Source organism: Micromonospora sp. URMC 105 (genome assembly GCF_051386295.1).
Lineage (GTDB): Bacteria > Actinomycetota > Actinomycetes > Mycobacteriales > Micromonosporaceae > Micromonospora.
The window spans coordinates 20146-45138 of sequence record NZ_JBPQTL010000021.1 but is presented as its reverse complement, the minus strand read 5'-3'; the positions used below and the strand labels follow the sequence as shown (position 1 = coordinate 45138).

Here is a 24993-nt window from a genome sequence, read left to right as displayed (position 1 = left end):
TCACTGGTTCGATCCCAGTATCGCCCACGCAGGTCAAAGGCCACTTCCCGGAAGCGGGAGGTGGCCTTTCTGCTGTCGTACAGCAGCTAAGCACAGCAGTTCCCGTCAGCGGCCGAGTGAGTCACCGAGACGCTTGAGGGCTTCCCGGGTCGCCTTGGGCGAGACCTGGGTGTAGATCTCCATGGTCACCGAGAAGCGGGCGTGCCGGAGGACCTGCATGGCGACGCGCGGGTGGACGTCGAGGTCGGCCAGGAGCGTGGCGCAGGTGCGCCGGGCGTCGTGAACGGTGATCGGCCGTGTGCCCGCCTTGTCGCACCGGGTCTGCCAACTCCGTTGGAAGTTGCGTGGCTCGATCGGTGTGCCATAGCGGGTGGTGAATACGAGGTCGGTTTCCTGCCACGCTTTTCCGGCCGTTTCTCGTGCCTCGTCGCGTTGTTCGCTTCGCAACTTGAGCGCGGTCAGGCAGATATCGGGGAGGGGGAGTGTGGCGTCGGACGCCTGGGTCTTGGTGTCACGGTGAAGCAGTCTTCCCCGGCCCCGTTGCAGTTGGCGGCCGACGGTCAGCTCTCCCGCGTCGAGGTCGACGTCGTCCCAGGTGAGGCCCAACGCCTCACCCTTGCGCAGACCGACGACGAGGACCAGGGCGTAGGCGGCGTAGAGCGGGTCCTCGTCGTGGCGGGCGGACTCCAGGAACCTCCGGGCCTCGTCGCTCGACCAGGACTTTCCCCTCCGTCGGCGGACGGTGGCCAGGGTGACCGGGACGGCCGGGTTCTTGGTGATGAGGTCTTCGGCCTGGGCGTGGGTGAGGGCTGCTCGCAGCGCGGCCCGGATGTCGCTGACCGTGCGCGTCGACGGGACGGCCTGGCAGCAGCGACCGACCGCACAGCAGCGCCGCTTGTCCTTCGGCCGGGCGGCATCCTTGCCCCGGCCGCAGCACTGGCAGGTACGGGCCACCTGGTTGATCCAAGTCTGCACGTCCCGGGACTGGAGCCGGTCGAGCCGCTTGGACCCGAGGCCAGGGGCGAGGTAGCGGCGGACGAACGTCTCGTAGGTCGCGTAGGTCAACGGCGCCCGGTTCGGCTCGATGATCTCCGACAGCCAGTAGGTGAGGAAGCTGCCGACCGTCGGGACGCTGGTCGCCACCGGCCCCTGCTTCGCCTGCTGATGCAACCTGATCCACTTGTCGTGGACCGCCTCGCGCGTCTTGCCGTAGACGTACTTCCGGGTACGCTTGCCATCAGGCTTGGTGACCCAGACGTAGGCGGCGAAGCCGTTGCGGTAGGGGAAGATGGAGCCTTCGCCGTTAGCGCGGGCACGGGCGGGCATCAGGCGGCCTCCTGGCGTTCGACCTGTTCGCGGATGTAGTCGTCGACCCATTCGGGGAGGATGCGGCGGTACTTGCCGTCCTTGATGGAGCGCAGCTCGCCGGTGGCGATCTTCGTCTTCACCTTGGAGATGCCGAAGCCGAGCAGGACGGCAACCTCGGCAGGGGAGTACCAGCGAGGGTTGAGGTCTCGGCTCATGCGGCGGCCCCGATGAGCCAAGCTTCGTGGGCGAGTTCTTCCCGGCCGACGCGTCTGCTCTCGCGTCGTTGTCTGGCGGCGGTGTTGGCGAGGAGTGCGTCGCCTTCGGTGAGCCAGCCGGCCCCGATGTAGGCGAGGGTGCCGACGGTGATGGTGTCGGCGGGTCGGTCGTCCTCGATGTGGCGGTAGGTGGCGCGGGTGTCGCGGAGCAGGCCGAAGGTGACGGAGTAGCGGCGGGCCTTGGTTAGGAAATGGCCGCCGAAGCCGAGCATGTGCGCCCAGCGCCGCAGCCCCGCGTAGGGGTTCGGTGTGGTGTCAAGGTGGCCTTGACGGTCGTCGACCGTTGGGGTGCCCATGGCCGTGGCGTGCTGGGTGGGGCGTCCGAGTCGCCAGCAGGCGTCGATGAGGCGGGCCAGGTGGTCGCCTTCCGGGTTGGCGTAGTCGTCGACCGTGGCGGGGGTGAGTCGGGTGGAGCAGTGGCCGGTGGCCTTGGTGGCGTACTTGGCGAGGTAGGCGGCGACCTTGCCGTTGGTCAGCTCGCCGCTGGCGCTATTGATGCGCCGGACGTCGACCTGCTCGCCCCAGGCGACCATCCAGCCCTGCGGCCGGATGCTCCTATGGACGTCAAGCGGTGCTGAGGGCGGTGAAGTCGGCCATGAGTGCGGTGTGGACCTCGCGGACGATGTATCGCTTGAGGCAGCGGATGATTTCTGTCTTGGCGAGGCCTTGTTTGGTGCGTCGTTGCACGTAGTCGCGGGTGCGGGGGTCGTAGCGCATGCGGGTTAGCGCGATGGTGTAGAGGGCGTTGTTGGCGGCTCGGTCGCCGCCGCGGTTGAGGCGGTGGCGGTCGGTGCGTCCGGAGCTTGCGGGGATCGGGGCGGCGCCGCAGAGGTGGGCAAGGGCGGCTTCGGAGCGCAGCCGGTCGGGGTTGTCACCGGCGGTGGTCAGTAGCTGGCCGGCGACTTCGGGTCCGACGCCGTAAAGGGCGGTCAGGCGCGGGGCGGTCTTTGCCACCGCCGGGCGCAGCCGCCGGTCGGCCAGGGCGATTTCGGTGTCGAGAGCCTGCACCCGGGTGGCGACGGCGCGGAGCGCTGCCCTGGTCGCCTCAATGGGGTCGGTCATGGCCGTGTCATCGACGGTCAGGCTGGCGCAGGCGGTGATCATCGCGTGCCTGGGTAGTCCAGCCAGGCTGGCGCGCACGGCCTCGGGCGCGGACGTGATCAGTCCGTGGAGTTGGTTGAGGGCGGCGGTGCGGGCCTTGACCGCGCCCCGGCGAGCCACGCGCAGCGCCCGGATGGCCTCGACCGGCCCGGTGCGGGTTTTGGGTGTGCCAGCGGCCTGCCCGGACACCGCCGCGCGGGCGGCAGCGATCGCGTCGATCGGGTCGGACTTACCTTTGCTGCGGCGGGTCTTGCGGTCGGGCCGGTCGACCTCGACCAGGTCAACGCCTTCGCCGGCCAGGTAGCGGGCCAGTCCTGCGCCGTAGGTGCCGGTGCCCTCCACTCCCACCTTGATCAATCGCCCGAACGACCGCAGCCAGGCCAGCAACGCCCGATATCCGTCCGCTGTTGCGGCGAACTGCTGATCGCCGAGTACCCGGCCGGTCTCATCAACGGCGGCGGCGTGGTGAGTCTTGCCGTGGGTGTCTATCCCACCCGTGACCGGGCGCTTCCTGGCTGCCATGCTGGACTCGTCGTCCCTTTCGCTCGCACCGAACAGGGTCGGCACGCACCCGCCGGGCAGGTGGACAAGACAGTGACGGGGCCTCTCGCACAGGCTCCTATAAAGTCACGAACGCCCAGCCAGTGACGTGCAGGAGCGGTCACCCGGACAGTCGACAAATCCAGCCAAGGACAGCAACCGTCGGTCAGGGCAAGGGTCAGACAACCGGGTGACCGCCCCTACATCCTCACTGTCGGGGTGCGGGGGTGTGGTGACTGTGATCTGGGAGGCGGCGGCGTGGATGGCAGCCTCCAGGTCGTCGATGGTGATGCCGGCGGGTGGCGGCACGAGGGCGTCCGGGTCGGCGGGATCGATGCCGTCGAGGCGCAGCAGGGCGTGGAAGTGCACGGCTGCTCGACGTTGCATCTCGGCGACCTTGCCGTGTGACACCCGTACCGGCGGCACCGAGCGGGCCTTGCCGGAGGCGGTGACGACCCGGAGGAAGGGGATGCCGCGTCGGCGGCAGAGGGCGGCGAGGTGGCGTTCGATGGCCTGCTTGGTGTGCCGCCACAGCTCGCCAGCGAAGTAGTTCCAGACGACCTGGTGGGCGTGGTCGTAGCAGTCCAGGCACAACGGTTGCCCGAGCCGCGGATCGTCGGCGTCGTGGCGGGCGAAGCACACCGCGGGCTGCCCGTGCTGACAGGTGTCGACGTTGCGGCGGGCGCGGCACGGGGCCGGGCGGCAGTCGCAGCGCTGCCGGCTGCGGCAGGTGTGGCGGGCGACGTGCCGGTGGTGGACCGCGCCGAATGACGGGGCGGTAAAGGTGGCGAAGACGACCGGGTGCCGGCCGACCGAGACGGGGACACCCTTGCCGCCGGTCAGGCCGCAGCGCACGACCTGGTAGGCGTCGCCCTGGTAGACCCAGGCGCAGTCCGGGCACACCGATTCGCGGCGGTTGCCGCACGCCTTGTAGAGCGCCCGGTCAGGCAGCTCGTCGGTGTGCAGCCGGCTGGTGATTCGGCCGGTGTCGGTGTCGACGGCGGCGATGGTGCCGGTGAGGCGGATCGGGCGGGAGCAGCCGCCAACGGATGCGGTGTGCTCCAGCCAGCCGGAGAACTCCGGCATGGCGGCGCGGTGCAGGGCTTGGGCGTCACGGCCGGCGGCGAGCGCGGGCCGGTACAGCCCGAGCGGGGTGGACAGGACTTCCTCCTCAGGGGCGGCAGGGACGGGAGACGAAGCACCACCGCCGTGGACCTGGGTCCGCTGGTGGTGTTCGTCGTGTCTCCTGGCACCGCCGAGAGGGCGGCTGACGCCGGAGGACGGAATCGTGGTGGTGCCACTTTCCGCCGATTGGTTGTGTCCTTTCGCGCTCGTGAACTCGGTGATCGGGGCCGGCACGGGTGGGGAGCCCGGGATATCGGCATCCGGCGGGTACCCGCAGGCTGACCCCACCCGTGGAGATGAGCGAATCCGGGCCATCGTGGACGGCAGGAAAGGCCGTACTGGGCCGCTCAACGGACTCAGGGGGCCGGCACAGCGGCCGGTGTGATCGAGAGCCGGCGGGACGTGGCCAGCATCAGCGGCAGGAAGGCCGTTCGGCATCTCCGATGTGAGTCCAGCGACGCGGCGGGAAGGCCGGGCTGGCGTGCTCGACGAGCGCCAGAGTAGCACCGGGTGCCGACACGTCAACCCGACGTAACCCCGGAGTCTGAGAGGCCGTGCGGCCACCCAATGACGCGCTCGGCGGTGACGCCTCGAAGGTCGGCCCCGTCCCACCGGGCCCCGGTAACGTCCGTGCGTCCGTACTCCGGATCGTGCGTCATGACGTAGCTGAACCGCGCGTAGGACAGATCCGTGTCACGCAGGTCGGCATCCCGCAGATCGCAGCCAGCGAAGCTGACACCACGGAGGGAGGCGCCCCGGAGGTCGGCGCCACGGAAGTCACACAACTTGAACGAGTGCCCATCAAGGATGCGATGCCGAAGATCGCGACCCGCGAACGATTTCCTCGTCGCGCCGGGCAGGATGCTCATCCGCGAACCGTAGCGTGGTCGCCCGTTGCCGGACCATCGGCTTTCTACGCACTCACTTGCGAGGTATTCACAGGCGCAGGACAGCCGCCTGCCGGTCTGTGTGGGAGGACTTTCTGTACGTCTATCAAGGCGGCCCACCGGGCATCCCGCCTTCCGCGCCGCCGCCGGGCGCGCGTCGGCCGCTGCCGCTGTCGCTCTGCGGCCGTCACGCCGGACGCCCGGCGGCTGGCGCGGAAGGCGGGATGCCCGGTGGGCCGCCGCAGAACGGCAGGCTCTTGACCGGTGGTGTGATGGGCCGGCAGCCGGCCGTGCCGCGCGGCCACGAGCCCGCGCGGCGTAGGAGAGCGGACGCCGGGCGCGTCGGCGAGCTGGCGGCGGTCGCGGGGTTGCGGTTAGTGCGCCTCCGGCGGGGGCGCGCCGGCTCCAGGATGGCCGGCTCCGCCGACGGGTCCAGGTCCGTGGGTGGTTGCGGTATGCCATCCCGCCCACCGTCGACCCGGGCGAGCCGAGCAGACCACCACCCGACCCGCCAGCGTCCGTACGAGCCGTCAAGGTCCGCTTGACGTGGCGGGCCGGGCGGCGGCCCGCTCCCCAGCAGGGCGGGTCGACGGCATACGGGATGGCAAGAAGCTCAATTGGGGGTGCTTTGATCCGCAGGGTTCTTTGCAAACCTTAACTCTGCGGCAGCAATAACTCGATGAACGTGGCCCTGTGCCGCTGTGTCCATATGAGCGCCAGCCTCAAGTGCAGCCGGAAGCCACCTCGCCCCCTTCTTTACCTCTAGGTCAGGTGCGAGCGACTCCAGCTCGCCATCCTGTACGACCACGATGCCCACTTGGGCTAGGGCGGCGATAAGGCGAGTAGCGGCAGCTCGCTCTTGCCCAGTTCTAAACGCCGACATTCCATGTAGCTTTAGGGCTTCCCATGGACTTCCGGCGGTCCTCATCTGTGCAGTCACGGCCTTCTTTAGCTTGGCGTCATACGTTGCCGTGAGATCCGATTCAAGAACTGCTCTTAACGCAGTCAGTACGTCGGCTGCCGTTGCTGGCCCCTGCTTTTCGCGGAATCGACGAGTAGCGGTCCTGTAGTCATCCGTAAAGTCCTCCCACTTGCCTCCGAGTGCTTGGACGAGGTTGGACAGGGTCGTCTCTTCGTTGACTACATCAAGGTCCGGACTCGCGATGACCGATACTCCGAGCGCTTGTAAAGTCCTGGCGATCTCTGCCATTCCCGCTTTGCCGTTGGAAGGCACAAAAAGCACCTCGCTCGGCGGGATTGAGGTACCCTTCAATCCCCGTTCGTTCTGTAACTTCTCGTCATTGGCGGCATCTAAAGCCGCACCGAAGAAGCGGCAATCTCTATCGCCTTCGGCGATTACCACAACTCGATGAAAGAGTCCATCCAATATATTGCTGTAGCGGATGATCGGGTTTTGCCAAAGTTGCATCAGCTGGCTGCTCGCTAGCTGAACTGCTCGCGCCGGACCTTCCGTACGCTCAAGTCGCACCACGGATATGGGAACCTCTGGCTGTAACAAGCCCACCAAGAAGTTCCGGTCATGGCTTGCCGCAAGCACCTGCACCCGTCGGTCTCGTGCAACAAGGGAGATAGCCTTTCCCAGTTCGTAAGCCTGTGGCGGGTGAAGGAAGGCTTCGGGTTCGTCCATAATGATGATTGGATAGGAGGCGGTGATAATAGGCAAGAGAAGGCCAAGGAGACTTCTCATTCCATCACCTTGCGAACTCAACAGCGGCAGTTCATGCATTGCCTCCCGATAATCAGACGTGATGCGATCGATCGGTGGTGCCGACATGTCCAGGCGCCCAACGCGTAACTGAAGTTGTCCTACCAAGAAGTCCAGGGTGAGTGGCCTGCGAAATATGCGCTCGCTCAGTGCCGAGAACTCTCTAAACAGATTCGAATTTTCCTCGAATAAGTTTAAGATGCCATGGGGAGAGGCTTTAAGGCTTGCTCGCTGCTGAGTGCTGCCGCTTATTGCGGAGATGCGTTGGCCGATATCTGACACGTGCACCAAAAAGCTGAAGAGCGGGCCTAAGGCGTCCTGACTATATTGAGCCCTACGTGTCCAATAGTCGAGGAGGCCGGGCACTCGGACGATCTCGCCATTACCTTTTGGTCGCGAGTAATGGTCGGCATCTTCGCCAGGATTCCGGTCAATGAAAGTATGTTCGCGCAGCCACGCTTGAAATCCCTCAACGCCACCTTCCTCGCGAATGGTGAGGTGACTAACGCCTAAGGTGTCCTGACGATGGCCCGGGGTGCTTGAGAGAATCCTGACGACATCTGAAAGCATGGTGGATTTGCCGGCGTTGTTTCCGCCAACGAATACTGTCACACCCCAGGGGGGTGCCTCGATCGTGTCCCCACCCTTGGTATGGATCTTCTCAATGCTGAAGGACCATCTTGACTGGTTGGGGGGATCCGAGGGCTGCGAGCTCGTCATCCCACCATCATGGACTTGGCGCAACCGCGTCGCCAGCCGCCCCAGTCTGTCTGGTCAGTTGGTAGAGCGTCGGCCCGAGCGTCAACGGACGGTGCCCGGCACCTGCTCGTCGACGCTGACCGCCAAAAGCCGACACCTCGCCGAGGGTGAGCGCTGGCATTGTTGGAGGCCGCGCCGCTCGGGCTTAGGGTGTACCGCCGGCATTGGATCGGAGCGTCGCCGAGAGGAGGAGTCGACATGGGCGGGCAGCATGTACTTGCCCTCGCCGACCTAGAGGAGCACCTGCGCCGCCAGGTGGCCTATCTCAGACGCTCCGCCGCCGCGTACGACGAGGGTGCCACAGATGAGGCGTTCCGGCTCGCGACGACGGTTCGCGTTCTCTGTCACCAGACGGCAAACAGCCGGTCCCTGTTGCACCAGCTCGGGCTTCTGCCGCAGAGGCTCCGATTCGTCAACACGGCCCTCCAACTGCCGGACCTTCCCCCCGGTTCCTTCGCCATCAACCCGGGGCTATGTACGGTTCGCGTAAATTTTGACGCCGGCACTGCCACCCCCACTCCAGTGCTGGACGACCTTGGCCCCGATCGGACCAACCCGCTTCAAGCCTTCGATGAGTGGTGGGTCACCCGGTTCCTGACCAACGAGTCGCCTCTCCGTGTCGGGCGGAGGGCCTTCACCTACAGCCGGCGGAACGTGGTGCTCCAGATGGCGAACAAGGATGGTGGTGCGCATGTGGACCCACAAATGTCGGATCACTATCAGGCCTTGGTGGACCACGACGGAGTCGTCGGACTGGTGGTAAATGGCCAGCAGGCATCGATTCCTCGGCGGGCATTCGTCACTGCGTGGATGCGCCAGATCGCTCACGAAGTTCAACGAACTCTGGAGCGTGACTTCCGTACGCGAGCCATCTTGGAGGGCGGCCCCAGTGGGCTGCCCCCGGGTGCCCGCGGGTGACTAGCTGGGTGACGATCGGGTCGGACGCCAGCGGACGAGCACGGACGAGCGTGGAGTGTTCTTGCAGTCCGGAGTCGGTAGAGCAGCAGGTGAGCGCCCCGTGTTTGTTGCCTGGGGGTCAAGGAGTCGTCGAGGGGTGAAGCGCTGGCAGCCTTACCCATCTCGTCTGCTGCTGGTGGTGCTTCCGGACGGAGATCATGCTGCACCTGGCGTCCTTGCCCTGCGGGACAATTGCTTGGTGACAATCGAGGAGCACCCCCCGCTCTTGCCCGACTGGAAGCGCAGCCCGTGTCTCGGCTGTGGCGAGGTGGTCAAGCGGCACAGAGGTTCATGGGCCGAGGTGATTGGTACCCCCTCGGGGAGTTGGCTGCTTGCTGCGCCCATGGCGGCTGGCCGCAGCGTCTCGACAGACCCAGACTCGATCCCGCTAAGTGGCATTTGCATGCTCGGCGCGGCCCATCATCGTTGCGTCGACTCGGCGTTCCTCCGGATCAGAGCCGGAGCGGTGAGGTTTGCAGCGGGGCTGGTTGACGTCCGAGCCGATGCGATCCAGGCTGAGGATGTCACACCTTTCTATCTCCCCTCTGGCCCGTCGGACTGCCTGTTCTGTGAACGGATGACGGGTGCCCAGCTAACGGAGGAGCACGTCTGGCCGGAGTGGCTTCAGAAGCAGCTCGTTGGTAGAGGCGCCACCTTCCCGGGGAACGGCCGTGGCCGGGAGACCTCACCGATGGGTCCGAAGGCCCGGGCTTGTCTCGACTGCAACACCAGATGGATGAGCGTTCTGGAGATCGATGCCAAGCCGCTGATCGCCGACATGTGGGACCATCGCAGGGAATTGGAGCCCCACGACCAGGAGGTCCTGGCTACTTGGGCGACGAAGATGGCTGTCCTCGTCGACGGTTCTGCTCCACAGCCTCTGATCCTCCGTGGCCTTGCGCACGAACTGAGGGTGACTCGACGACCGCCTACGGGGACGTGGGTCTGGGCCAGTGGCTTTGTTGGCCCGACGAACTACCTATCAGCCTGGGCAAAGCCGCTCCGACTAAAGCCCCGCGACGGGCAGATTCCAGCCGAGCCCAACGCCGTCTGCATCACGTTCACTGCATTCCGCATCGTCTTCCAGGTGGTTATTACTCTCTACCGAGGGGTGTACGACGTAACCGCAAGCGAGGACGTCGGGCACCTGCTCATGCCTCTATGGCCTCTTGATAAAACGCCCCGGCTGTGGCCGCCCGGCGCATTCGACGCCGAGGCAGTCGGCGACCTTGCCGAGCGGTTCGATGACGCGGTCGTGGTAGGTTCGCCGTCCTCCGCCGACCCTCCGTTGAGTGACTAACCGATCGCGTAGGCCCCGCCCCAGCCTGCTGGCGGCCTACCGCCGGCGTTGGCTAGGCCGGCCTCGAGCGCGAGCCGACGGCAGCCGCCACGGCCTCGGCTGGTTTTCACCTGTTGGAGAACCTACCCAACATCGGAAGCCAACTCACTGATTGCCGTGGCTTCCGACCCGACCGGGCGGTCCAGGAGCGACGGCGAGGTCAGGTAGTCGAGGCATTCGTGTCCGAAGTTGGTCACCAGCCAACCCTTTCCTACGATCTCCAGTGTCGATGCCTCTCTGGCCAACCCGTGACGTTGAAGGGTTGCCATAATTGGAGTGATCCCGGCTCCAAGTTGAGGAAAGTGGTTTTCGAGATCAGAATCATGCCATGGATTCTTGAACGGGCCCTTGTAGTTGTTCCCAGGATTGACGTTCACCAGGGCGTTTAGGATTCTTATGTGCGGCGCTTCAAGGTCTGACATGGCTGCGACAATTAGCGCACCGAGGTCGAGTTGCGCGTCGTCATAGATGCTGTCACGCAAGACTGCCGCCAACGCTCTAATCTTGCCCTCGTGCACAGTGTTGTTGGCTGCTTGTATTGCGCTGGTGGTCAGCATCAAACGGCCGTCGTTGCTATTGGCCCATCCGGCAAACTCCGCCGGTGTCAGCCCTGTAGCCTCTGTCACGCCCTGGACCAGCCGCCCGATGTTGCGAAGACCCATGTCTTCGCGGACGGCGACGAGCTCCAACGCCGGCTTGATAGCCGCAGCGGCTAGTGCGCCTACCGGGCCAAGAAGGCCCAGACCCGCAGTCCCGACCTCGATGGCCGTACGGACCCCCGTCCGGCGCGCAACTTCGCCTCTACTCATCGTTCCGTTGTACCGGATTGTGGCAACCTTCTTGTGCTGGCGCGGCCGGTAGCCTACGGGCTTGGCTTTCGACCAGGGCAAATGCCGACAGCAACGCTGACAGCAACCCAGCCACCCAACACCGCCGAACGTCGGGCACCTGCTGCCCGGGGGAGCCGAGATCTGCCGAGCTTGACCCAACCCTGACTGTGTCTCTTAATCCGCTGGTCCAGGGCACGCTGCAAGCGCTGCCGCCTCCCGTCACGGTGGGGCACCAGGGGGCACAAGACACTGTCAAACGGTCGTCAACCAGCCACCAACGATGGAAGCCCGAGACGCCGTGCGAGCAGGCGTCGCGGGCCGTTCACCCTGGTGGTGGGACGGCGGCTCTTGTTCCGCTTCAACGTCTAGCTGGCTAGTGGTCAGGTCCGAGCTCGAAGCGGGTCTTGCCGGGCAATTGGCCTTGAATGGCGATCTTGAGAAGGCTGGCGCTAGCGCGGTTCATCTTGTACAGCACTTGCCACTGGAATTCCGAAGCGCTGTCAAAAGACCAAAGGCCGGTGTTGAGGGCGCCGATGGTTGTCTCGGTTCCGTGTAGACGGCCTCGGTGTACAGTAAGCGACCGAGATGAATAGGCCGTTCCGAGTTCCGCAGCCTCCTCCTCGTCGAGTACAAGCCTTAGGGTTTGACGGAACTTGGCAGAGATATGGAGATGGCCCTTGCAGGTATTGCAGCGGTCTTCGCGATAAAGGAGTTGGCTAATCGCCTCGATAGATGCAATGAAGGCAACCAGTGCGAGGCTCGGGTGTTCGACTTGGGCGCGAAGTCCTTCGTGGTGAGCGGAAACTGCATCCGCCAGTCGCGGAGTCTTCGTTATGCGCGCCCACCCCGCCTCGGACCAGTTGGGGATTTCTCGCCCGCTAGTTGGCTCCGGTCTAGGCACCTCATCAGACAACGTCGGAATTTCTTGCCAGAAAATTTTCTCAGGCGGTAGCCGTTCCCCCCAGTCCATCGGTGCTGGTGACTCCCTGATTACAAGGCAAGTATCCCAGGCGACGGAGAGTAGTGCACACAGCTGGTTGAGTTCTCGAGCTGCCTTTTTGCTGGTGGACTGCCACGAATATCCTCGGTGGCTGCCACGAGCGAGGATGGGCCATGATAAATCGCTGCTCATTCCGTGAAAGCTTGGCATTCCGACCGAGAATGATCCCTCGCGGAGGGGGCGGTCGGCGGACGCCAGCCTGAAGGGGCCTACCTCGCCTGGTTTTAAGAGGGAGACCTCCATGCCTCCGACTCTAGTGGCGGGAGGTCCTAAAACCGCACTCCACTCGTGCAGGTCGCCTTCTTGCCCAAGGTTTGCTGTGGCGTAATCGGTGACTCTGCGCCAAATCTCGATCATTTCATCATCTGACCCCCTGTGGCCAACGAAAAGTGCAATCCTGCCATCGATCAGCGGCGCTATTAGTAAAGGAGCGTCTTTCGCTGTCCCCTCGTTCGTAACTGCTGTAACTTTGATGAATGGCTGCGTTGTGGAGTCGTAAAGAATTCCAGCTCCAGAAAGGTCTGCGGCTAGTTCGGGAAGCGCCGACCTGAGTCGGTGTAGCCACTCGTTGGCGTCAGTCGACCAGATAACCTCTGGCGAGCCCAGGCTCGTATACGTCTCGAAATCCAGTGCCAAGGGGTTGCCTCCTAACGTGGATCGCTGGGCTAGAAGTGCTGTGATGGAGGGCGACCAGGCGCAATCATCGAGCTGGACCAGCAACTCAGCCAGGTGCTCATCCAACCGCATAGCCGCGCATTCGGCCAGACATGGTCAAGGCAGGTGCGGCGAGGTGGCAGTCCGATCTAGTCCGCAAGAGTTCCATGGACGGCCAGTGGACTTGGGTAGCCAAGCGAGTAGCCAAGGCGGTGGACGCGGCCGGATTGCCCCGTACCTCGTCGGACCAGTCGACCAGCGCCGGGCGAGCTTGACTGCCCTTCGCCCGCTCCTGGCAGTGTGGGGCACAGGGGGCACAAGACAAACGTCGTCAACCAGCCACCAACGATGGCAGCCTGAGACGCCCCGTGAGCAGGTGTCGAGGCCATTCCCGCTGGTGGCGGCGTAGTGGCTCTAAGTGCCGCTTCAACGTCTGAGGACCGGGTTCGGGTGACCAACTGGGTGACGACGGACGCGAGCGAGGACGGACAGCCATGGATGCTCGCACAGCTCATCGCCGGGTGAGCGTACTTTCGGGACAGAGCAGTCGAACTCGCCGAGAAGACGGCCGACGGAGCTGGACACCTACAGGAGCGCGGCGATCAGCCCTGGTGGTGGCGCAATACCACCCTCGCCTAACAAGCGACGACGACCGCGCCGGCCCTGATGTGATCGCTCCAACCCCGCCGGGTCAAGTCCTCCACTACCTCCCGAAGCTGGCCCCGTTCCGACAGGAGTCGCTGGCACTCTCGGCAGACGTCTGGCCCGCTACCGGATGCCGACCCGGAGACGGGCTCGCACCGGAGCTCCTCGGGAACGCCACGCGACACCTGTACGCAAATGGGGCCGAGCGTTTGCCCACGGTCCTTGCACCGCAAGATGACCTTCGCCCAGTTTGGTTGCATACGAACTCTCCATGGCCGTCTACGCGGCCATGGTCGTGGCCGAGGGAGCGCATTCGACCTTTCACCATGCAAGGCGCTAACGGCCGGAACCTCGTTACATTTTGCGAGCACCCGCCGCTCACCAATAACGGCGAGGGGCCTAGATGCCGTTGACAGCAACGGTGACAGCAGCCGTCCCGGCCGAAGACCACCGCCGGCGAGCAAGCGCGGGACAGCCGCCCGAGGTGGTGGACTTGGCCGAACAACCCGGACGGAGCGCCCAGAACTTACAAGCGAGAGGTCGAAGGCCTTTGGGGCAGCAGTGCGCTACATCGCTGACGTGTTGTAGCGATCGAGCGTTGCCTTGGACGTCGAGGCGTCCTGGAAGACAAGCTCCCACGGGCCGGTGTTCACGTCCATGTCCTTGCCGAACCCGACCCACTTTCCGGCCATCCGTCGGCCCGTAGGTTCAGCCAGGAGTTGGATCGCACCGTGATACCGGGCGCCCCGGTAGTAGCCGGCGGGGTCGGTCTGCTCCACCCACGTGCCGGTGACAACGGCACCGTCCACGGTCAGGTCCAGCGAAAGCGACGATGCCGCCGAGCCTGGCAGGCTGCGCGCGGTCAGCCTGTCGCCGTGCTGAAGCATCACGACGAAGTGTTGACCGGCGAAGGAGTCTCCCCGGCCGCTGGAGTAGTACTGGTAGCGGCTGAGCCAGACACCTTCGTATGACCTGTGGACCGTCGCGGGCTTGGACGTTGGCGTCGGCGTGGCCAGGCTGGACATGGGAGAGGTCAGGTCATGGCCACCGTGTTCGTCGTTCGTGACGTGCTCGCCCGGCATTGCGGCGAAGCCCAGCAGCGAGATGGGTAGGCCGGTGACGACCTCCAGCGCGCGGGCGTAGACGGGGCGCGGCGCGGCGATCGCGCCGGACTCCCATCGCTGGACGAGTCTCTTGTTGGCGTCGTTGGGCTCGCCGACGCGGTGGCCGGCGGCCTGGAGCGCGCGAGCGAAGTCGTCTTGGCTCATGCGCATTCCGGTACGGACAGCGCGCAGGGCGGTGTTGGGGGCGGCCATGACCGCCACGATAGCGCCATGTCGTCTGAATGTCGTCGCCGATGTGGCCTGATTGTCGCATCTTGCGCCGTCGCGGTCGGTGACGCTTCGGCGTCATTGTGAGCTTGCGATGGCGGAGCGTGCCGCCGCGTTCCGCTGACGGAGGTGGGGATGCCGGGTAAGGGTGGCGAGCCAGCGGTGAGCCGGGGCGAGCGGATCCAGGCGGCTGAGCGAGAGGCGGCCAAGCGGCGGCTTCTTGCCGAGGCTGAGGCGGATCGGATTCCGGCGGAGGAGACCACGCGGGCGGTGCCGGATCGGCGGTGGCTTCGTGGGCGGCGTTGAGCTGTTGCCGGTGGGGTGGCGGGTGGCGTACTGGCGGGGCCGTCCGATCAAGCGCGGCCCCTGGCCCAGCCGGACGGGGCCGAGATGACCACTCACCACCCGATCAAGCCGGCCTGGACGTGCGGAGGCTGCGCGGGTGAGTGGCCCTGCCAGACTCGGCGGCGGGAGCTGCGAGCGGAGTACGACAGCGCCCCCATCTCGCTGGCCCTCTACCTGGCCGCCCAGCTCGTCGACGCCGCCCAGGACCTGGCCCACGTCCCCGCAGGCCACCTGCACCACCGATTCCTCGGCTGGACCCGATGAGCATCCTGCGGCCCGGCGACGAGAAGTTCCACTACAGCGATGGCTCCCACAAGTGGATCCCGCCCGACCCCGACTACGACCAGGAGGTCTGGGACGAGCAGCTCCGCCAGCACAAGCACGGCCACCTCAGGAACGAACGCCCGAAGGTCCGCATCCAGCGGCTCATCTGATGCCAGCAGTACAGCAGCGAAGTACGGCAACCGTGCCAGCCGGACCGGACCGGACCGGACCGGACCGGACCGGACCGGACCGGACCGAGAAGCGTGCCACCAAGCCGTCTGACCTCGCAGCCCGCCGCCGGCAGCCAGGGGACCGCGAGGTGCGGCCACCCGGGTCAGACGACCCGCCTCAGTCGCTCTCGTCCACGAACTTGTAGTAGCTCATGCGGAACCGCTGCAGCAGGGCGCGCATGAACTCCGCACCGGACTGCGGCGGCACCCGCCCCGACCCGGCCGGTACGCCGTTGTCGTAGAAGTCCTGCGCCAGCGCCCCCCACTCGGGGTCGAGAACGGCCAGCGACACCGCCTGGCCCGGCTGCCACCGGAACTCGGCCACGCGTCGGTTGGTGTGCTGCGCGAACGTGTACAGCGCCACGCGGGTCGGTGCCTGCTCCGTCATTCCTGCCTCCTGGTTCACCCCTGCTCCTTCGGTCACCACGGGCTCGGCGGACGGAACGCCGTCCACGCCTCGCCGGTGATCGTGCCTCGGCTGCGTATCTCGTTGAAGCGGTCCATCGCGCCGGAGACCGCCCTCTCGTCCAGGCCGGTGGCGCGTAACCGGTCGGCGAGCACGGCGGGATCGGTGGCCTGGATCCGGGCCATCGTCTCCGGGCCGAGCGGCCGGTTCATCTGCTGCTGCACGAAGTCGGAGCGCAACGGTTCGGCGTTCGACTGGGGGAACGAGTAGCCGTGGTCGATGGCGACCAGGCGTCCGTCGGGACCGGTGAGGTAGTTATCCATGTGCCGGTCGGTGTTGCCGCTGACGTAGTCGAGCACCGCCATCCGTTCGCGTTCCGGGACGGAGTAGTCGGTGACCGGTCGGCCGGGGCTCGCGTTCTCCACGAACGGGGTCTCCACTTGGCCGTGACCTGCACCGTCACGATGAAAAGGCTCATTGTCTGCGGCACCGGAGCCAGCCGTCGGCTATCTTCTCGGTTCGTACCTCATCGCCACCGCTCCCGAACGGAATTCGAGGCGGCTCACGAGCCTCAGGTCGACAAAGTGCGACATGCCCGCGAACAACGTCGGCCCACGGCCCGCCAGCCTGGGGTGCACCACGAACTCGTATTCATCGATCAACCCCAGCTCCGTCAACGCCATCGGGAGCATCACGCCGCCGACGAACAGTCCCTTACCCGGCTCGCGCTTGAGCTGCTGCACGGCCTTCTCCAGGTCCCCGCGGACAAGTTCCGCGTTCCAGTCGACCTGGTCCAGGGTGGTTGACACGACGTACTTCTTGGCGGCGTCGATCGTCCGGGCGAAGGGCTCCGTCCAATCGGGCCTCGCTCCCGGCTGCGCCGGTGGCCGCCACGCTGCCTCCATCATCTGGTAGGTCACCCGGCCGAAGAGGAGAGCGTCGGCCCGTGCCAGATTCTCGACCGCGTGGCGATGCAATTCCTCGTCGGGGGGTATTCCGCGATGATCGCAGCACCCGTCCAAGGTGACGTTGATGGAATAGCGAAGCGGGCGCACGTCGAGAGAGTACCGCCGATGCGGCAGCCCGTGCTCGGACTGCCTCCGAACCGCCGATCCCGTCACGATCTACCGCTCGAGTACTAACCTCGCCATGGAGGTGAGGCCGCATGGTGCAGGTGGCGGTCTGCGGCCCGGCGTCGGCGACGCCGGCCGAGTTGGCCCACGCCCGCCGGGTGGGGGAGTTGCTCGCCGCGCGTGGCGCGACCGTCCTCTGCGGAGGTGGCGGCGGGGTGATGGCCGCGGTCGCCGCCGGCGCCCGGGCCCACCACGGCCTGGTCATCGCGGTACGCCCCGACGACGGCACCGCCCCCGGCCCGGTCGCCGACGCCTCGGCGACGCTGCTGACGAACCTGGGACAGGCCCGCAACGCCGTCCTGGTGTGGAGCGCCGACGCGGTGATCGCGGTGGGCGGCTCCTGGGGCACCCTCAGCGAGGTGGCGCTGGCGATGCGCCGGGGCGGTGTACCCGTGGTGGTGCTCGGCGGCTGGCGGGTGGTGGACGCCAACGGGGCGCCGGTGTCCGGCCCACGCCACGTCGATACGCCGGAAAAAGCGGTCGGTGTGGCGCTGGCCGACCGGCCGGGCTCCGCTCCGGCGCGGCGCGCGTAACCCCCCATAATCAGGTGTTGTCGGTCGGCGTTTCCCCGGCGGTCGAGTCGGTGAGGCGGTGGGCCCGTGGCGGGTGGCCGGTCGCGCTCTGGATCGGCCCATGGAGGTGTGTCAAGTGCATGCTGCAGGAATTGGCCCACCCGATCTGACCGGCATCGCGGAAAGCGCCCTGCTGAACGCCACTTCGTGCCCACTCATATGCGCCACGATCGAGATTCGGGCAGACTCTGGCCTCACCGATGCTGCCGAGCGACGAGGTGCTGCCGATGACCGACGAACTGGTCGAGCCCAACGAGACGATCGTGCCGCTGCTGCCGTGCTTCGCCCCGGAGGAGACCCTGGCCTTCTGGCGTGCCCTGGGTTTCGCGGTGACCTGGGAGCAGCACAAGCCGTATCTGTATCTTGCCTTCCGGTGGAGCGGTTTCGAGCTGCACTACGGGCGTGGCGCGGAGGGTGTCGACCCGGCGCAGGAACGGACCGGTGGATGCCTGGTGATGGTGGACGCCGTCGCTCCCTATCACGCGCAATTCACCGCCGCGATGCGCGGCGCCTACGGCAAAGTCCTCGCCAAGGGCCTGCCGCGGATCACCCGCTACCGGGCCGGGGCCTCCCGGTTCACCATCACGGATCCGTCCGGGAACTCGATCGTCTTCATACGCCGGGATGAGCCGGAGGGCTTGGAGTACGGCGGATCGAAGCAGCTCACCGGCCTCGCCAAGGTGCTCGACAACGCCCGGATACTGCGTGAGTTCAAAACCGACGACCGCGCGGCCTTCCGGGCGCTGAACTCGGGGCTGCGCCGACACGGCGCTGGCGCGCCCGCCGTCGAACAGGCGATGGCCCTCGCCGCACTGGTCGAGCTGTCGACCGCGCTGGACGAATCCGAGCGGGTGCCGGAATGGGGGGAGCAACTGCGGCGGATCGAACTCACCGCGGCGGAACGCGATCGGGTCACGGCCTTCGTCGCCGACCCTGAGCTGATCAAACCGTGGCTGCCCTGATCCCAAAGCGGTACCGCTGGGAATTCGGTTCTCGACGCAGCGAAGCGAAGCCGCCGGATGCCGGGGGACGTCGCGCGAGGTAGCGAGGCTTCAGCCGGCGGGCAGCGGCTCGGACGACGGCCGCCACTCCCGCCTGATCAGCCCGTAGACCCACGAGTCGGAGACCTCGCCGTCAACGACGCAGTCTTCCCGCAACGTCCCTTCACGCACGAACCCGAGCTTCTCCAGCACGCGGGCAGATGCCACGTTGCGTGTATCGGCCTCAGCCTGGACGCGATTCAGGTCCAGCGTGTCGAATGCCCACCGAAGCAAGGCTCGGGCCGCCTCCGTCGCGTAGCCGTGGCCCCACGCTGCATCGTCGAAGCAGTAGCCCAGCGATGCGCTGCGGTAGTCCGGATTCCACCGGTTCAGGGTGCACCAGCCGATGAACGCCCCGTCCGAGGCACGATCCACGGCCAGCCGCGCTCCGGTGCCCTCCTCTGCCATCTGCCGGCAAGCGGTGATGAACCGCTCGGCGCGTACCCGGTCGCTCCACGGCGGCGCGTCCCAGTAGCGCAACACGTAGGCGTTGCTCTGCAACGCGAAGAGATTGTTCGCATCCCCGTCGTGGAAGGGGCGCAGTGTCAGGCGAGTGGTGTGCAGGGTGGGGGTGGGCAGCGACATGGACGTCCCCTCCTGTGGTTGGTGGCCGATCAACCAGACATCCGGTGCCGGCCGATCGCAACGGGTTTTTCCGGCGGGGCGGGCGGCACGACGTGCCCGTTCATCGGCGGTCACCGCTTTGTCGTCCAGGAACGATCCTGTTCTCCACGCTGAACGCGGTAACTGGGTTCACCGAAGCTGGAGCAGCCCACGTTCGGCCATGTGTGCTCGCAACGTCTCGGCGTCCTCGGCAGACATCAAGCGGCGTGGGATCACGGTCGCTGGCATCCGGCCGACGTACAGGATCCAGAACTCAGGGGTGTCCCTTACCTGGGTGATCCCGTCCCAGGCGATGCCGCCGGACTCCGAGCCGCTGCGCATCATGATGTTGTCGTCGGTGATGTCGTAGGCGCCTTCGACGGCGTAGCGACTGGAGCGGTACCGGGCGCGCCACAGCACCAGCGGTGAGTACAGCATCGAGAGCAGACCACTCACGACCAGCGCCATGCACAGCGGCGAGATCCGGTCGCCCCACTCGACCCCTTGCGCGACGACGAGACCGATCGCCCCGACCGCCGTCAGCACCGCGCCGATATAGCGGTACCTGCGCAGCCGAGCACTGCTCAGCGCAGCGGCCACGCGGCCCGGGTAGGCGGGATCGGCTGGGACGTCGAATCGGATGTGCACGTCAGAACGATAGTGCCCGCACCAGCCCCGACAGTACGTTCCTCAGGAGGCGTCGAACCACGGCTTGCCGGCTGCCCAGTGCCGTACCCACCCAGCAAACCCCGGGCTGGCGGTGGTGTAACCGAACTCCGCCCCGAATGGGACCGCCCCCTCACCGCTGATGTTCCAGATGTGGCCGCGATGCCGGCCGCTCACGACCAGGTGCCAATACATCCCACAGCCATCCGTGCCCAGCACGACCGATCCGTGGTCGAAGACCGGATCAAGCAGCGGCTCGATCTCCTCGTACGGTCGAGGATCGTCCTCCCATAGCCACCCCTCGGTCAGCGGGAAGGGCGCGCTCAGGTTCCGGACCGGACGGCCGTTGCCCCAGTCGTCGGGCATCTCCGCGACACCTACCAGGCCGTAGTCCGGCGGTCCGGAGAAGGATCCGTCGGTGATCTCGGCGACGAACGTCCGGTACGGCTCCGGCAGAACGATGCCGTGCTCTGCTTCGAAGTCGTGTACCCCTGCCCAGCCCAGAGCCGATTCGCCCCCGTCATCCACGCCGAAGGCGGTACGGAGCTCGATGAGGTCGTCCGGGCGGACGTACTCGGTGTTCATGCCGCCGTTGATACCACGGTCTCTGCCTCAGGGTGTACCGGCGAAGTCGACCGTCTGGCAGCGGACCCGACGGCCGTGCGACCAGCGGCAGATCATTGCGGTGAGTTCGGCGGCGTGGCCTTCTGCGGGTAGATCGTCTCGTGACGGGCCAGCATGGCCACGAACTCGCCGATCTTCCGCTCGCGGGTCTCCGCCCGTTTGACGGCATTGACGCGGTGGATGAGAGCGAAGCGGTTCGTCTTGGTGAGTACGTCGAACATGGCCTGGGCGGCGGGTTCGGCGGCGATGGCGGCGAGGAGGTCGGCCGGCACCTCGGCTTCCGACGGCGGGGCGTAGGCGGCTGCCCACCGCCCGTCCGCCTTCGCGGCTTCCACCGCGGCGCGGCCTGCGGGCATCATGCGCCCCTGCGCCTCCAGCCGGGCCACGTGGGCGACGTTGCGTTGTGACCAGGAACTACGGGGCCGGCGCGGGGTGAACCGGATCCAGGAGCTCTCCTGGTCCCGTTTACGGGCCTGCCCGTCGATCCAGCCGAAGCACAGGGCCTCGTCGACCGCCTGCTGCCAGGTCAGCGTGGTGACTGTGCCGCCCTTCTTGGTCAGGGCGAGCCAGACCCCGGGCGACGTGGCGTGGTTGGCCGACAACCACGCGCGCAGCGCGTCGGCGTCCGCGACGATCAACTCTTCCAGTTCGGCGCTCGCCATGACGGTGAGGCTAACGGCTGCGCCGTGGCCGCCGCCTCTGCCTCTGGGTCGGCCCGACCCGCCAGGCTGCCGGCGCGCCGGTCGTTCGGCGGACGGTCAGGGGCACGACCTGGGGCAGGAACGACGACAGGGACCACATGGCCTCGTCATCAGCGGACGAGCTTAGCCTGGTGGCATGGAACACATCGAGTTCCGCACTGTCGAGCAGGAGCTCGGCATCGGTGGGGTGTTTCCGACGCTCGTCCCGCACCTCAATGGCGTGCCTCTGCCCGACCTGGTGCGCAAAGTTGAGCTGCCGTTCGCACGCGGTGAGGGCAGACCCGACCTCGCGGGCAGCTACGTGGGCCTGCCGAAGAACGAGGTGCGGTGGCCGAGCCGGCACTACCTGGGTGACCCAGTCCTCAGCTGGTTCGGCGATGGCGACACCGTCCTGCTCGGATGCTCCTGCGGCGACTGGGGCTGCTGGCCGCTGACCGCAATCGTCACGGTGGCTGAGGACACGGTCACCTGGTCTGGCTACCGCACCGGGCATCGCGACTGGGACTACCGCGAGCTGCGAGAGATCACCTTCGATCGTGTCCAGTACGAGCAGGCGTTGCGTGCGACAGCACGCTGAGCGATCAAGGCCACGTCATCACTGCCGTCGCGACAACGATGGACCCGACTCGGCACGACCGCGCCGCCACCCGTGCACAGCGGCTGTGTTCCGTGATGAGTGTGGGCGCCCGGTCGGCGGCAATGCGCATGCGGCAGTGATCAAGGCTTGACAAGCTCTAGTCAGCTGCGGCAGCGTTGCAACCGACCACGCGATCGGCGTGGGCACTCTGCATGAGGGAATGACGCCTGTGATCCGGGTAGGCCGAGCGGCCGCCTGAGTGTTGACCACGCGACGGACGATCGTCGCGCGGCTCTATCACGGTTGAGCGGTCCAACGCTTCTTCCGCCCAGCGCAGCTTCTCTCATGCATCGAGGTTCAAGTTGATCATGGATGTCCGCATCCAGCAGTCCGTCGTCGCCAACCTGTCCAACCGACCCGCGCCCGTAGAGGTGGGGTCGTTCGTCTTGGGCATGGACCCGACAACGACCAGTCCCAGCGTCAACTACGCGACGCCACGTCCCGGTGCTGCCATCACCGCAGCCGACGTCACCGCCCTGGTCGCAGCCTTCCGCGCGGCTGATCGCAAACCCCGCCTGGAGTACGTCGTCAGTTGCGCCCCCGGCCTGGAGGCACTTCTGACCGCTGCCGGCTTCACCGTGGAAGCCCGGCACACCTACCTGCTCTGTGTGCCCGGCACATTGCAGACACCACTCCCGCTCGACCACGTCGATCTGCACGAACCAGGCACCGATTCTCAGCGCGCCGCGCTGATCAGCGCGCAGAACGAAGCCTTCGGCGGCGACCCGGTGGCCTCCGAGGCTGACGTAGCTCGGCTCCGGCGCCAGCAGGCCGCCGGCGGCGTGGCCGTCATGGCCGTCACTGACGACGGCACCTGCGCGGGAGGCGGCGGGGCGGTCCCGCCCACCGGCGCGGTGAGCGAGGTTGCCGGCATCGCCATTCGAGCGCCCTACCGCCGCCGAGGTCTGGCGGGCGCGATCACCGCCGAAACAACCCGGCGGCTCTTCACCGAAGGCGCGGAAATCGCCTGGCTGGAAGCCTCCGGCGAGGATTCGTGGCGGGTGTACGAGCGCGTCGGCTTCCGGCCCGCCGGGCAACGGCTCTACATCGCCATGAACTGAGGTCTGACACAGGAACCCGCGCCGAGGTCCACCGACCGAGGCCCGGGCCACCTCTCCGGCTCACCACGGAACACTCGTTCATCGGCACGACCGGGCGCGGGGGATCGGGATCTTCGTCGCGCCCCGCGCCCGACCTGCCGCAGATGCGGGCGCTCGATCGACCGCCGGACGTTCCGGGATACTGCCTCGATGATCAGGTTCCGGTTCGAGCTGCACCCACTGGACGAGGTGTCGCCGTGGGGCAGTGACCGGCCGAGGCTCCACTGGTTCGGGCTGACCGAGGGCTGGTACTGGCTCGACGCAAGCGGACGGGAGCTGCTGCGCCGCACCCGGCAGATTCACCCGCATCCCTACATCGACTACTACCTCGCCCGGCTCTGGGAAGACGTCGTTGTCCTTACCCCGGAGGTGCTGGAGCCGGTGCCCGACGATCTGCAGCCGTTCATCGCCTCCCACCCCGCGCAGTGGACGTGTGACCCGCTCGAGTTCGTGGCCGAACTCGATGAGGAACGGACCGACGACGGCAACGCGGACGTGCCCGACCATCCAGTCGTCACGGCCGCGATCTGGCACGGCGAGCACCACCTGGACTTCGGCTACCTGCGCAATCCGCCCAAGCTCCGGCTCTGGCGTACCACCCGCGGCGACCGCGACGAGGTCACCATGGATTGGCGGCACGAGGACGACGGCGAGACCGGTTTCACCGCCGAACCCACAGTCCGGCTCAACGTCCCGACCGCCGCATACCTCGAGGCCGTGCACACCCTCGACCGCGAGCTGATGGACACCATGGGGCAGCGGGTCGAGGAGCTGGAACGCCGCGGCGGGCTACCCGGCGTGGACCTTGACCTCGTCCACCTGCGGCGGGAACACGAAGACCGGCGGCACTGGCTTGCCAAGAACCTCGACCGCTGCCCGAAGACCGACTGGAACGTTGTCCGCCAAGGTGCCCGCCTGCTGCTCGGTGACGTCCGACGGGCCGACGCCGCAACGGGCTAGGCAATCTTTCGAGCACCTGACCGGACCGCATCCGCTCAACGACATCGCGAGGTGCAGGAGCCTCACCATCCCCTCGGGGTGGGGCCGAATGCGGCTGCGGCGGCGAACAGGAGAAAATGGACGAATGAGGGAGCGGACCGGCCTGACCCAGGTGGAGTACTTCGTACTGCACGAGTCCGACGGCGACGCGCCCCTGCCCGAGATCGCCTACGCCTGGCTCGGCAACGGAGCGGCGTCGCCGACCGTCGAGCAGGCCGTGCCGGCGCTCGCCGAGGCGCTGGTGAGCCTGACCGCCGACGGCCTGGTGGAGGTACGGCGGTTCACCACCTGGCCGGCGTCCTGGCACGGCGGCGCCCGGGTCGCGGATGAGCACCTGCGCGCCGAGGTGACCGGCGTCGCCCCCTGGCTGCCCGGCCCCGCCCGGATCGGCCTGCTGGTCGCCCGCATTACCGACGAGGGCGGCACCTACCTCTGACTCCCGTGGAGGCGGCGACACCCGGTGGCAGACCGGCCCGGGGGACGACACGGCCGACCCGCAGGGGTACGCCCTGATCGAGTACCACCCGGACGGGTCGCAGACCTGGTACGCCCACGGCCCGGCGCTCTTCGGCTTCCGGCCGGACGGCGGGACGCTGCCGCGCGGGTACTGGCTCGTCGACGGGGTGTACCGCATGGAGTTCAGCCCGACGTTCCACAAGACCCTCACCATGCTGCACGGCACCACGCACAACGTCTGCGACGAGCTCGACTGACGCGGCTCAGACGCTCTCCTGCCAGATCTCGAACCCGGTCGGCGGCGGGTCGGCGAACCGGTCCCAGACCGGGTGGGCCGAGACCCGGGCGAACCAGTCGTCGAACGGCTCCGGCCCGCGCCGGAACCACCAGTCCTCGTGGTGCCCGGACCACCGCGGGTCCGGCCCGAACCGGTACTCGGCGTGCAGCTGGACGTACCCCTCGTGGTCGCCGTCGGCGTCGACCACCTCGAACTGCCGCACGACGCTCAGCACGAACGCGGCGTCGCCGGTCGCGCCGACCGCCGCGTACTGGAACAGCAGGCCGTCCTGGTCGGGCAGCTCGGTCGACACCTCGAACTCGACGGCGGCGAACCGCCGCACGGCGTCCAGCAGCCGGGCCGGCGACGGAACGGTGGTGTCCGGCGCGGCGAAGCCGCCGAGGTCGCGGAAGGCGGCCTCGGCGGCGTCGATCGGCAGTCGTCGGGTCATGTCGTCATCCTG

26 protein-coding genes and 2 pseudogenes are annotated in these 24993 nt (G+C 66.9%); 10 read left to right on the top strand and 18 right to left on the bottom strand.

The window, feature by feature from the left end; all coding sequences use genetic code 11:
- Positions 1-105 precede the first annotated feature (105 nt).
- The 7 genes and pseudogenes from ACSNN7_RS10050 to ACSNN7_RS10020 all read right to left on the bottom strand — a co-directional run bounded on the left by ACSNN7_RS10050 (position 106) and on the right by ACSNN7_RS10020 (position 7574).
- On the bottom strand, positions 106-1326 hold the full coding sequence (locus ACSNN7_RS10050) for a tyrosine-type recombinase/integrase (RefSeq protein WP_436680405.1): 1221 nt from the start codon (positions 1324-1326) through the stop codon (positions 106-108).
- Positions 1326-1523 carry a helix-turn-helix domain-containing protein gene (locus ACSNN7_RS10045; RefSeq protein WP_436680404.1) on the bottom strand — a complete coding sequence of 66 codons (198 nt, stop codon included), beginning with the start codon at positions 1521-1523 and terminating at the stop codon, positions 1326-1328. Before ACSNN7_RS10045 ends, ACSNN7_RS10050 begins: the two co-directional genes overlap by 1 nt.
- Positions 1520-2131 (bottom strand): annotated as a pseudogene (locus tag ACSNN7_RS10040) (replication initiator); the annotation flags it as partial. The pseudogene ACSNN7_RS10040 and the gene ACSNN7_RS10045, both read right to left, overlap by 4 nt.
- Before the next feature lie 16 nt (positions 2132-2147).
- On the bottom strand, positions 2148-3206 hold the full coding sequence (locus ACSNN7_RS10035) for an IS110 family transposase (RefSeq protein WP_436680403.1): 1059 nt from the start codon (positions 3204-3206) through the stop codon (positions 2148-2150).
- 222 nt (positions 3207-3428) lie between these two features.
- Positions 3429-4385 (bottom strand): annotated as a pseudogene (locus ACSNN7_RS10030) (replication initiator); the annotation flags it as partial.
- Positions 4386-4870: 485 nt separating this feature from the next.
- On the bottom strand, positions 4871-5218 hold the full coding sequence (locus ACSNN7_RS10025) for a pentapeptide repeat-containing protein (protein ID WP_436680402.1): 348 nt from the start codon (positions 5216-5218) through the stop codon (positions 4871-4873).
- 631 nt (positions 5219-5849) lie between these two features.
- The gene (locus tag ACSNN7_RS10020) at positions 5850-7574 is read right to left on the bottom strand and encodes an ATP-dependent nuclease (protein ID WP_436680401.1); all 1725 of its coding nucleotides are present in this window, start codon (positions 7572-7574) and stop codon (positions 5850-5852) included.
- A gap of 345 nt (positions 7575-7919) precedes the next feature.
- Between ACSNN7_RS10020 and ACSNN7_RS10015 the strand changes: the two genes are divergently transcribed.
- The gene (locus tag ACSNN7_RS10015; protein ID WP_436680400.1) at positions 7920-8639 is read left to right on the top strand and encodes a hypothetical protein; all 720 of its coding nucleotides are present in this window, start codon (positions 7920-7922) and stop codon (positions 8637-8639) included.
- Positions 8640-8877: 238 nt separating this feature from the next.
- Positions 8878-9978 carry a hypothetical protein gene (locus ACSNN7_RS10010; RefSeq protein WP_436680399.1) on the top strand — a complete coding sequence of 367 codons (1101 nt, stop codon included), beginning with the start codon at positions 8878-8880 and terminating at the stop codon, positions 9976-9978.
- Between the two features lie 122 nt (positions 9979-10100).
- Here ACSNN7_RS10010 and ACSNN7_RS10005 read toward each other — a convergent pair whose 3' ends face one another.
- From ACSNN7_RS10005 to ACSNN7_RS09995, 3 genes are all read right to left on the bottom strand, one after another.
- The gene (locus ACSNN7_RS10005; protein WP_436680398.1) at positions 10101-10706 is read right to left on the bottom strand and encodes a hypothetical protein; all 606 of its coding nucleotides are present in this window, start codon (positions 10704-10706) and stop codon (positions 10101-10103) included.
- Between the two features lie 514 nt (positions 10707-11220).
- A complete protein-coding gene (locus ACSNN7_RS10000; RefSeq protein ID WP_436680397.1) occupies positions 11221-12483 on the bottom strand; it encodes a hypothetical protein in 1263 nt (420 codons plus the stop codon).
- Between the two features lie 1229 nt (positions 12484-13712).
- Positions 13713-14462: a helix-turn-helix domain-containing protein gene (locus ACSNN7_RS09995; protein WP_436680396.1), complete on the bottom strand. Its 750-nt coding sequence runs from the start codon at positions 14460-14462 to the stop codon at positions 13713-13715.
- A gap of 405 nt (positions 14463-14867) precedes the next feature.
- Here ACSNN7_RS09995 and ACSNN7_RS09990 point away from each other — a divergent pair, with 405 nt between their 5' ends.
- A complete protein-coding gene (locus ACSNN7_RS09990; protein WP_436680395.1) occupies positions 14868-15086 on the top strand; it encodes a flavin reductase in 219 nt (72 codons plus the stop codon).
- Positions 15083-15256, top strand: a complete 174-nt coding sequence (locus tag ACSNN7_RS09985; protein ID WP_436680394.1) for a hypothetical protein — start codon at positions 15083-15085, stop codon at positions 15254-15256. The genes ACSNN7_RS09990 and ACSNN7_RS09985 overlap by 4 nt, the downstream gene beginning before the upstream one ends.
- Positions 15257-15434: 178 nt before the next feature.
- Here ACSNN7_RS09985 and ACSNN7_RS09980 read toward each other — a convergent pair whose 3' ends face one another.
- From ACSNN7_RS09980 to ACSNN7_RS09970, 3 genes are all read right to left on the bottom strand, one after another.
- On the bottom strand, positions 15435-15704 hold the full coding sequence (locus ACSNN7_RS09980; protein WP_436680393.1) for a hypothetical protein: 270 nt from the start codon (positions 15702-15704) through the stop codon (positions 15435-15437).
- Positions 15705-15736: 32 nt separating this feature from the next.
- Positions 15737-16162 (bottom strand): hypothetical protein, encoded by a 426-nt coding sequence (locus ACSNN7_RS09975; RefSeq protein ID WP_436680392.1) that lies wholly within the window; start codon positions 16160-16162, stop codon positions 15737-15739.
- 66 nt (positions 16163-16228) lie between these two features.
- Positions 16229-16777 carry a dihydrofolate reductase family protein gene (locus tag ACSNN7_RS09970; protein ID WP_436680391.1) on the bottom strand — a complete coding sequence of 183 codons (549 nt, stop codon included), beginning with the start codon at positions 16775-16777 and terminating at the stop codon, positions 16229-16231.
- A gap of 110 nt (positions 16778-16887) precedes the next feature.
- On the opposite strand from ACSNN7_RS09970, the gene ACSNN7_RS09965 reads away from it, so the two are divergent.
- Both ACSNN7_RS09965 and ACSNN7_RS09960 read left to right on the top strand, forming a co-directional pair.
- Entirely contained in the window at positions 16888-17388 is a 501-nt protein-coding gene (locus ACSNN7_RS09965; RefSeq protein WP_436680390.1) for a dethiobiotin synthetase, read from the top strand.
- 266 nt (positions 17389-17654) lie between these two features.
- Positions 17655-18389 (top strand): glyoxalase, encoded by a 735-nt coding sequence (locus ACSNN7_RS09960; RefSeq protein ID WP_436680389.1) that lies wholly within the window; start codon positions 17655-17657, stop codon positions 18387-18389.
- 90 nt (positions 18390-18479) lie between these two features.
- Here ACSNN7_RS09960 and ACSNN7_RS09955 read toward each other — a convergent pair whose 3' ends face one another.
- The 4 genes from ACSNN7_RS09955 to ACSNN7_RS09940 form a co-directional block, all read right to left on the bottom strand.
- Complete coding sequence (locus tag ACSNN7_RS09955) at positions 18480-19052, bottom strand: GNAT family N-acetyltransferase (protein ID WP_436680388.1); 573 nt, start codon at positions 19050-19052, stop codon at positions 18480-18482.
- A gap of 168 nt (positions 19053-19220) precedes the next feature.
- Positions 19221-19718 carry a YcxB family protein gene (locus ACSNN7_RS09950; RefSeq protein ID WP_436680387.1) on the bottom strand — a complete coding sequence of 166 codons (498 nt, stop codon included), beginning with the start codon at positions 19716-19718 and terminating at the stop codon, positions 19221-19223.
- A gap of 42 nt (positions 19719-19760) precedes the next feature.
- Entirely contained in the window at positions 19761-20321 is a 561-nt protein-coding gene (locus tag ACSNN7_RS09945; protein WP_436680386.1) for an SMI1/KNR4 family protein, read from the bottom strand.
- Positions 20322-20413: 92 nt separating this feature from the next.
- Complete coding sequence (locus tag ACSNN7_RS09940; RefSeq protein WP_436680385.1) at positions 20414-21022, bottom strand: YdeI/OmpD-associated family protein; 609 nt, start codon at positions 21020-21022, stop codon at positions 20414-20416.
- Between the two features lie 175 nt (positions 21023-21197).
- On the opposite strand from ACSNN7_RS09940, the gene ACSNN7_RS09935 reads away from it, so the two are divergent.
- From ACSNN7_RS09935 to ACSNN7_RS09920, 4 genes are all read left to right on the top strand, one after another.
- Positions 21198-21638 (top strand): hypothetical protein, encoded by a 441-nt coding sequence (locus ACSNN7_RS09935; RefSeq protein WP_436680384.1) that lies wholly within the window; start codon positions 21198-21200, stop codon positions 21636-21638.
- Between the two features lie 368 nt (positions 21639-22006).
- Positions 22007-22759, top strand: coding sequence for a GNAT family N-acetyltransferase (locus ACSNN7_RS09930; RefSeq protein WP_436680383.1), 753 nt, complete (start codon positions 22007-22009; stop codon positions 22757-22759).
- 189 nt (positions 22760-22948) lie between these two features.
- Entirely contained in the window at positions 22949-23758 is an 810-nt protein-coding gene (locus ACSNN7_RS09925; protein WP_436680382.1) for a DUF5984 family protein, read from the top strand.
- 124 nt (positions 23759-23882) lie between these two features.
- Positions 23883-24233, top strand: a complete 351-nt coding sequence (locus tag ACSNN7_RS09920) for a hypothetical protein (RefSeq protein WP_436680381.1) — start codon at positions 23883-23885, stop codon at positions 24231-24233.
- Between the two features lie 283 nt (positions 24234-24516).
- Here ACSNN7_RS09920 and ACSNN7_RS09915 read toward each other — a convergent pair whose 3' ends face one another.
- Positions 24517-24981, bottom strand: coding sequence for a hypothetical protein (locus tag ACSNN7_RS09915; protein WP_436680380.1), 465 nt, complete (start codon positions 24979-24981; stop codon positions 24517-24519).
- Positions 24982-24993: the final 12 nt, after the last annotated feature.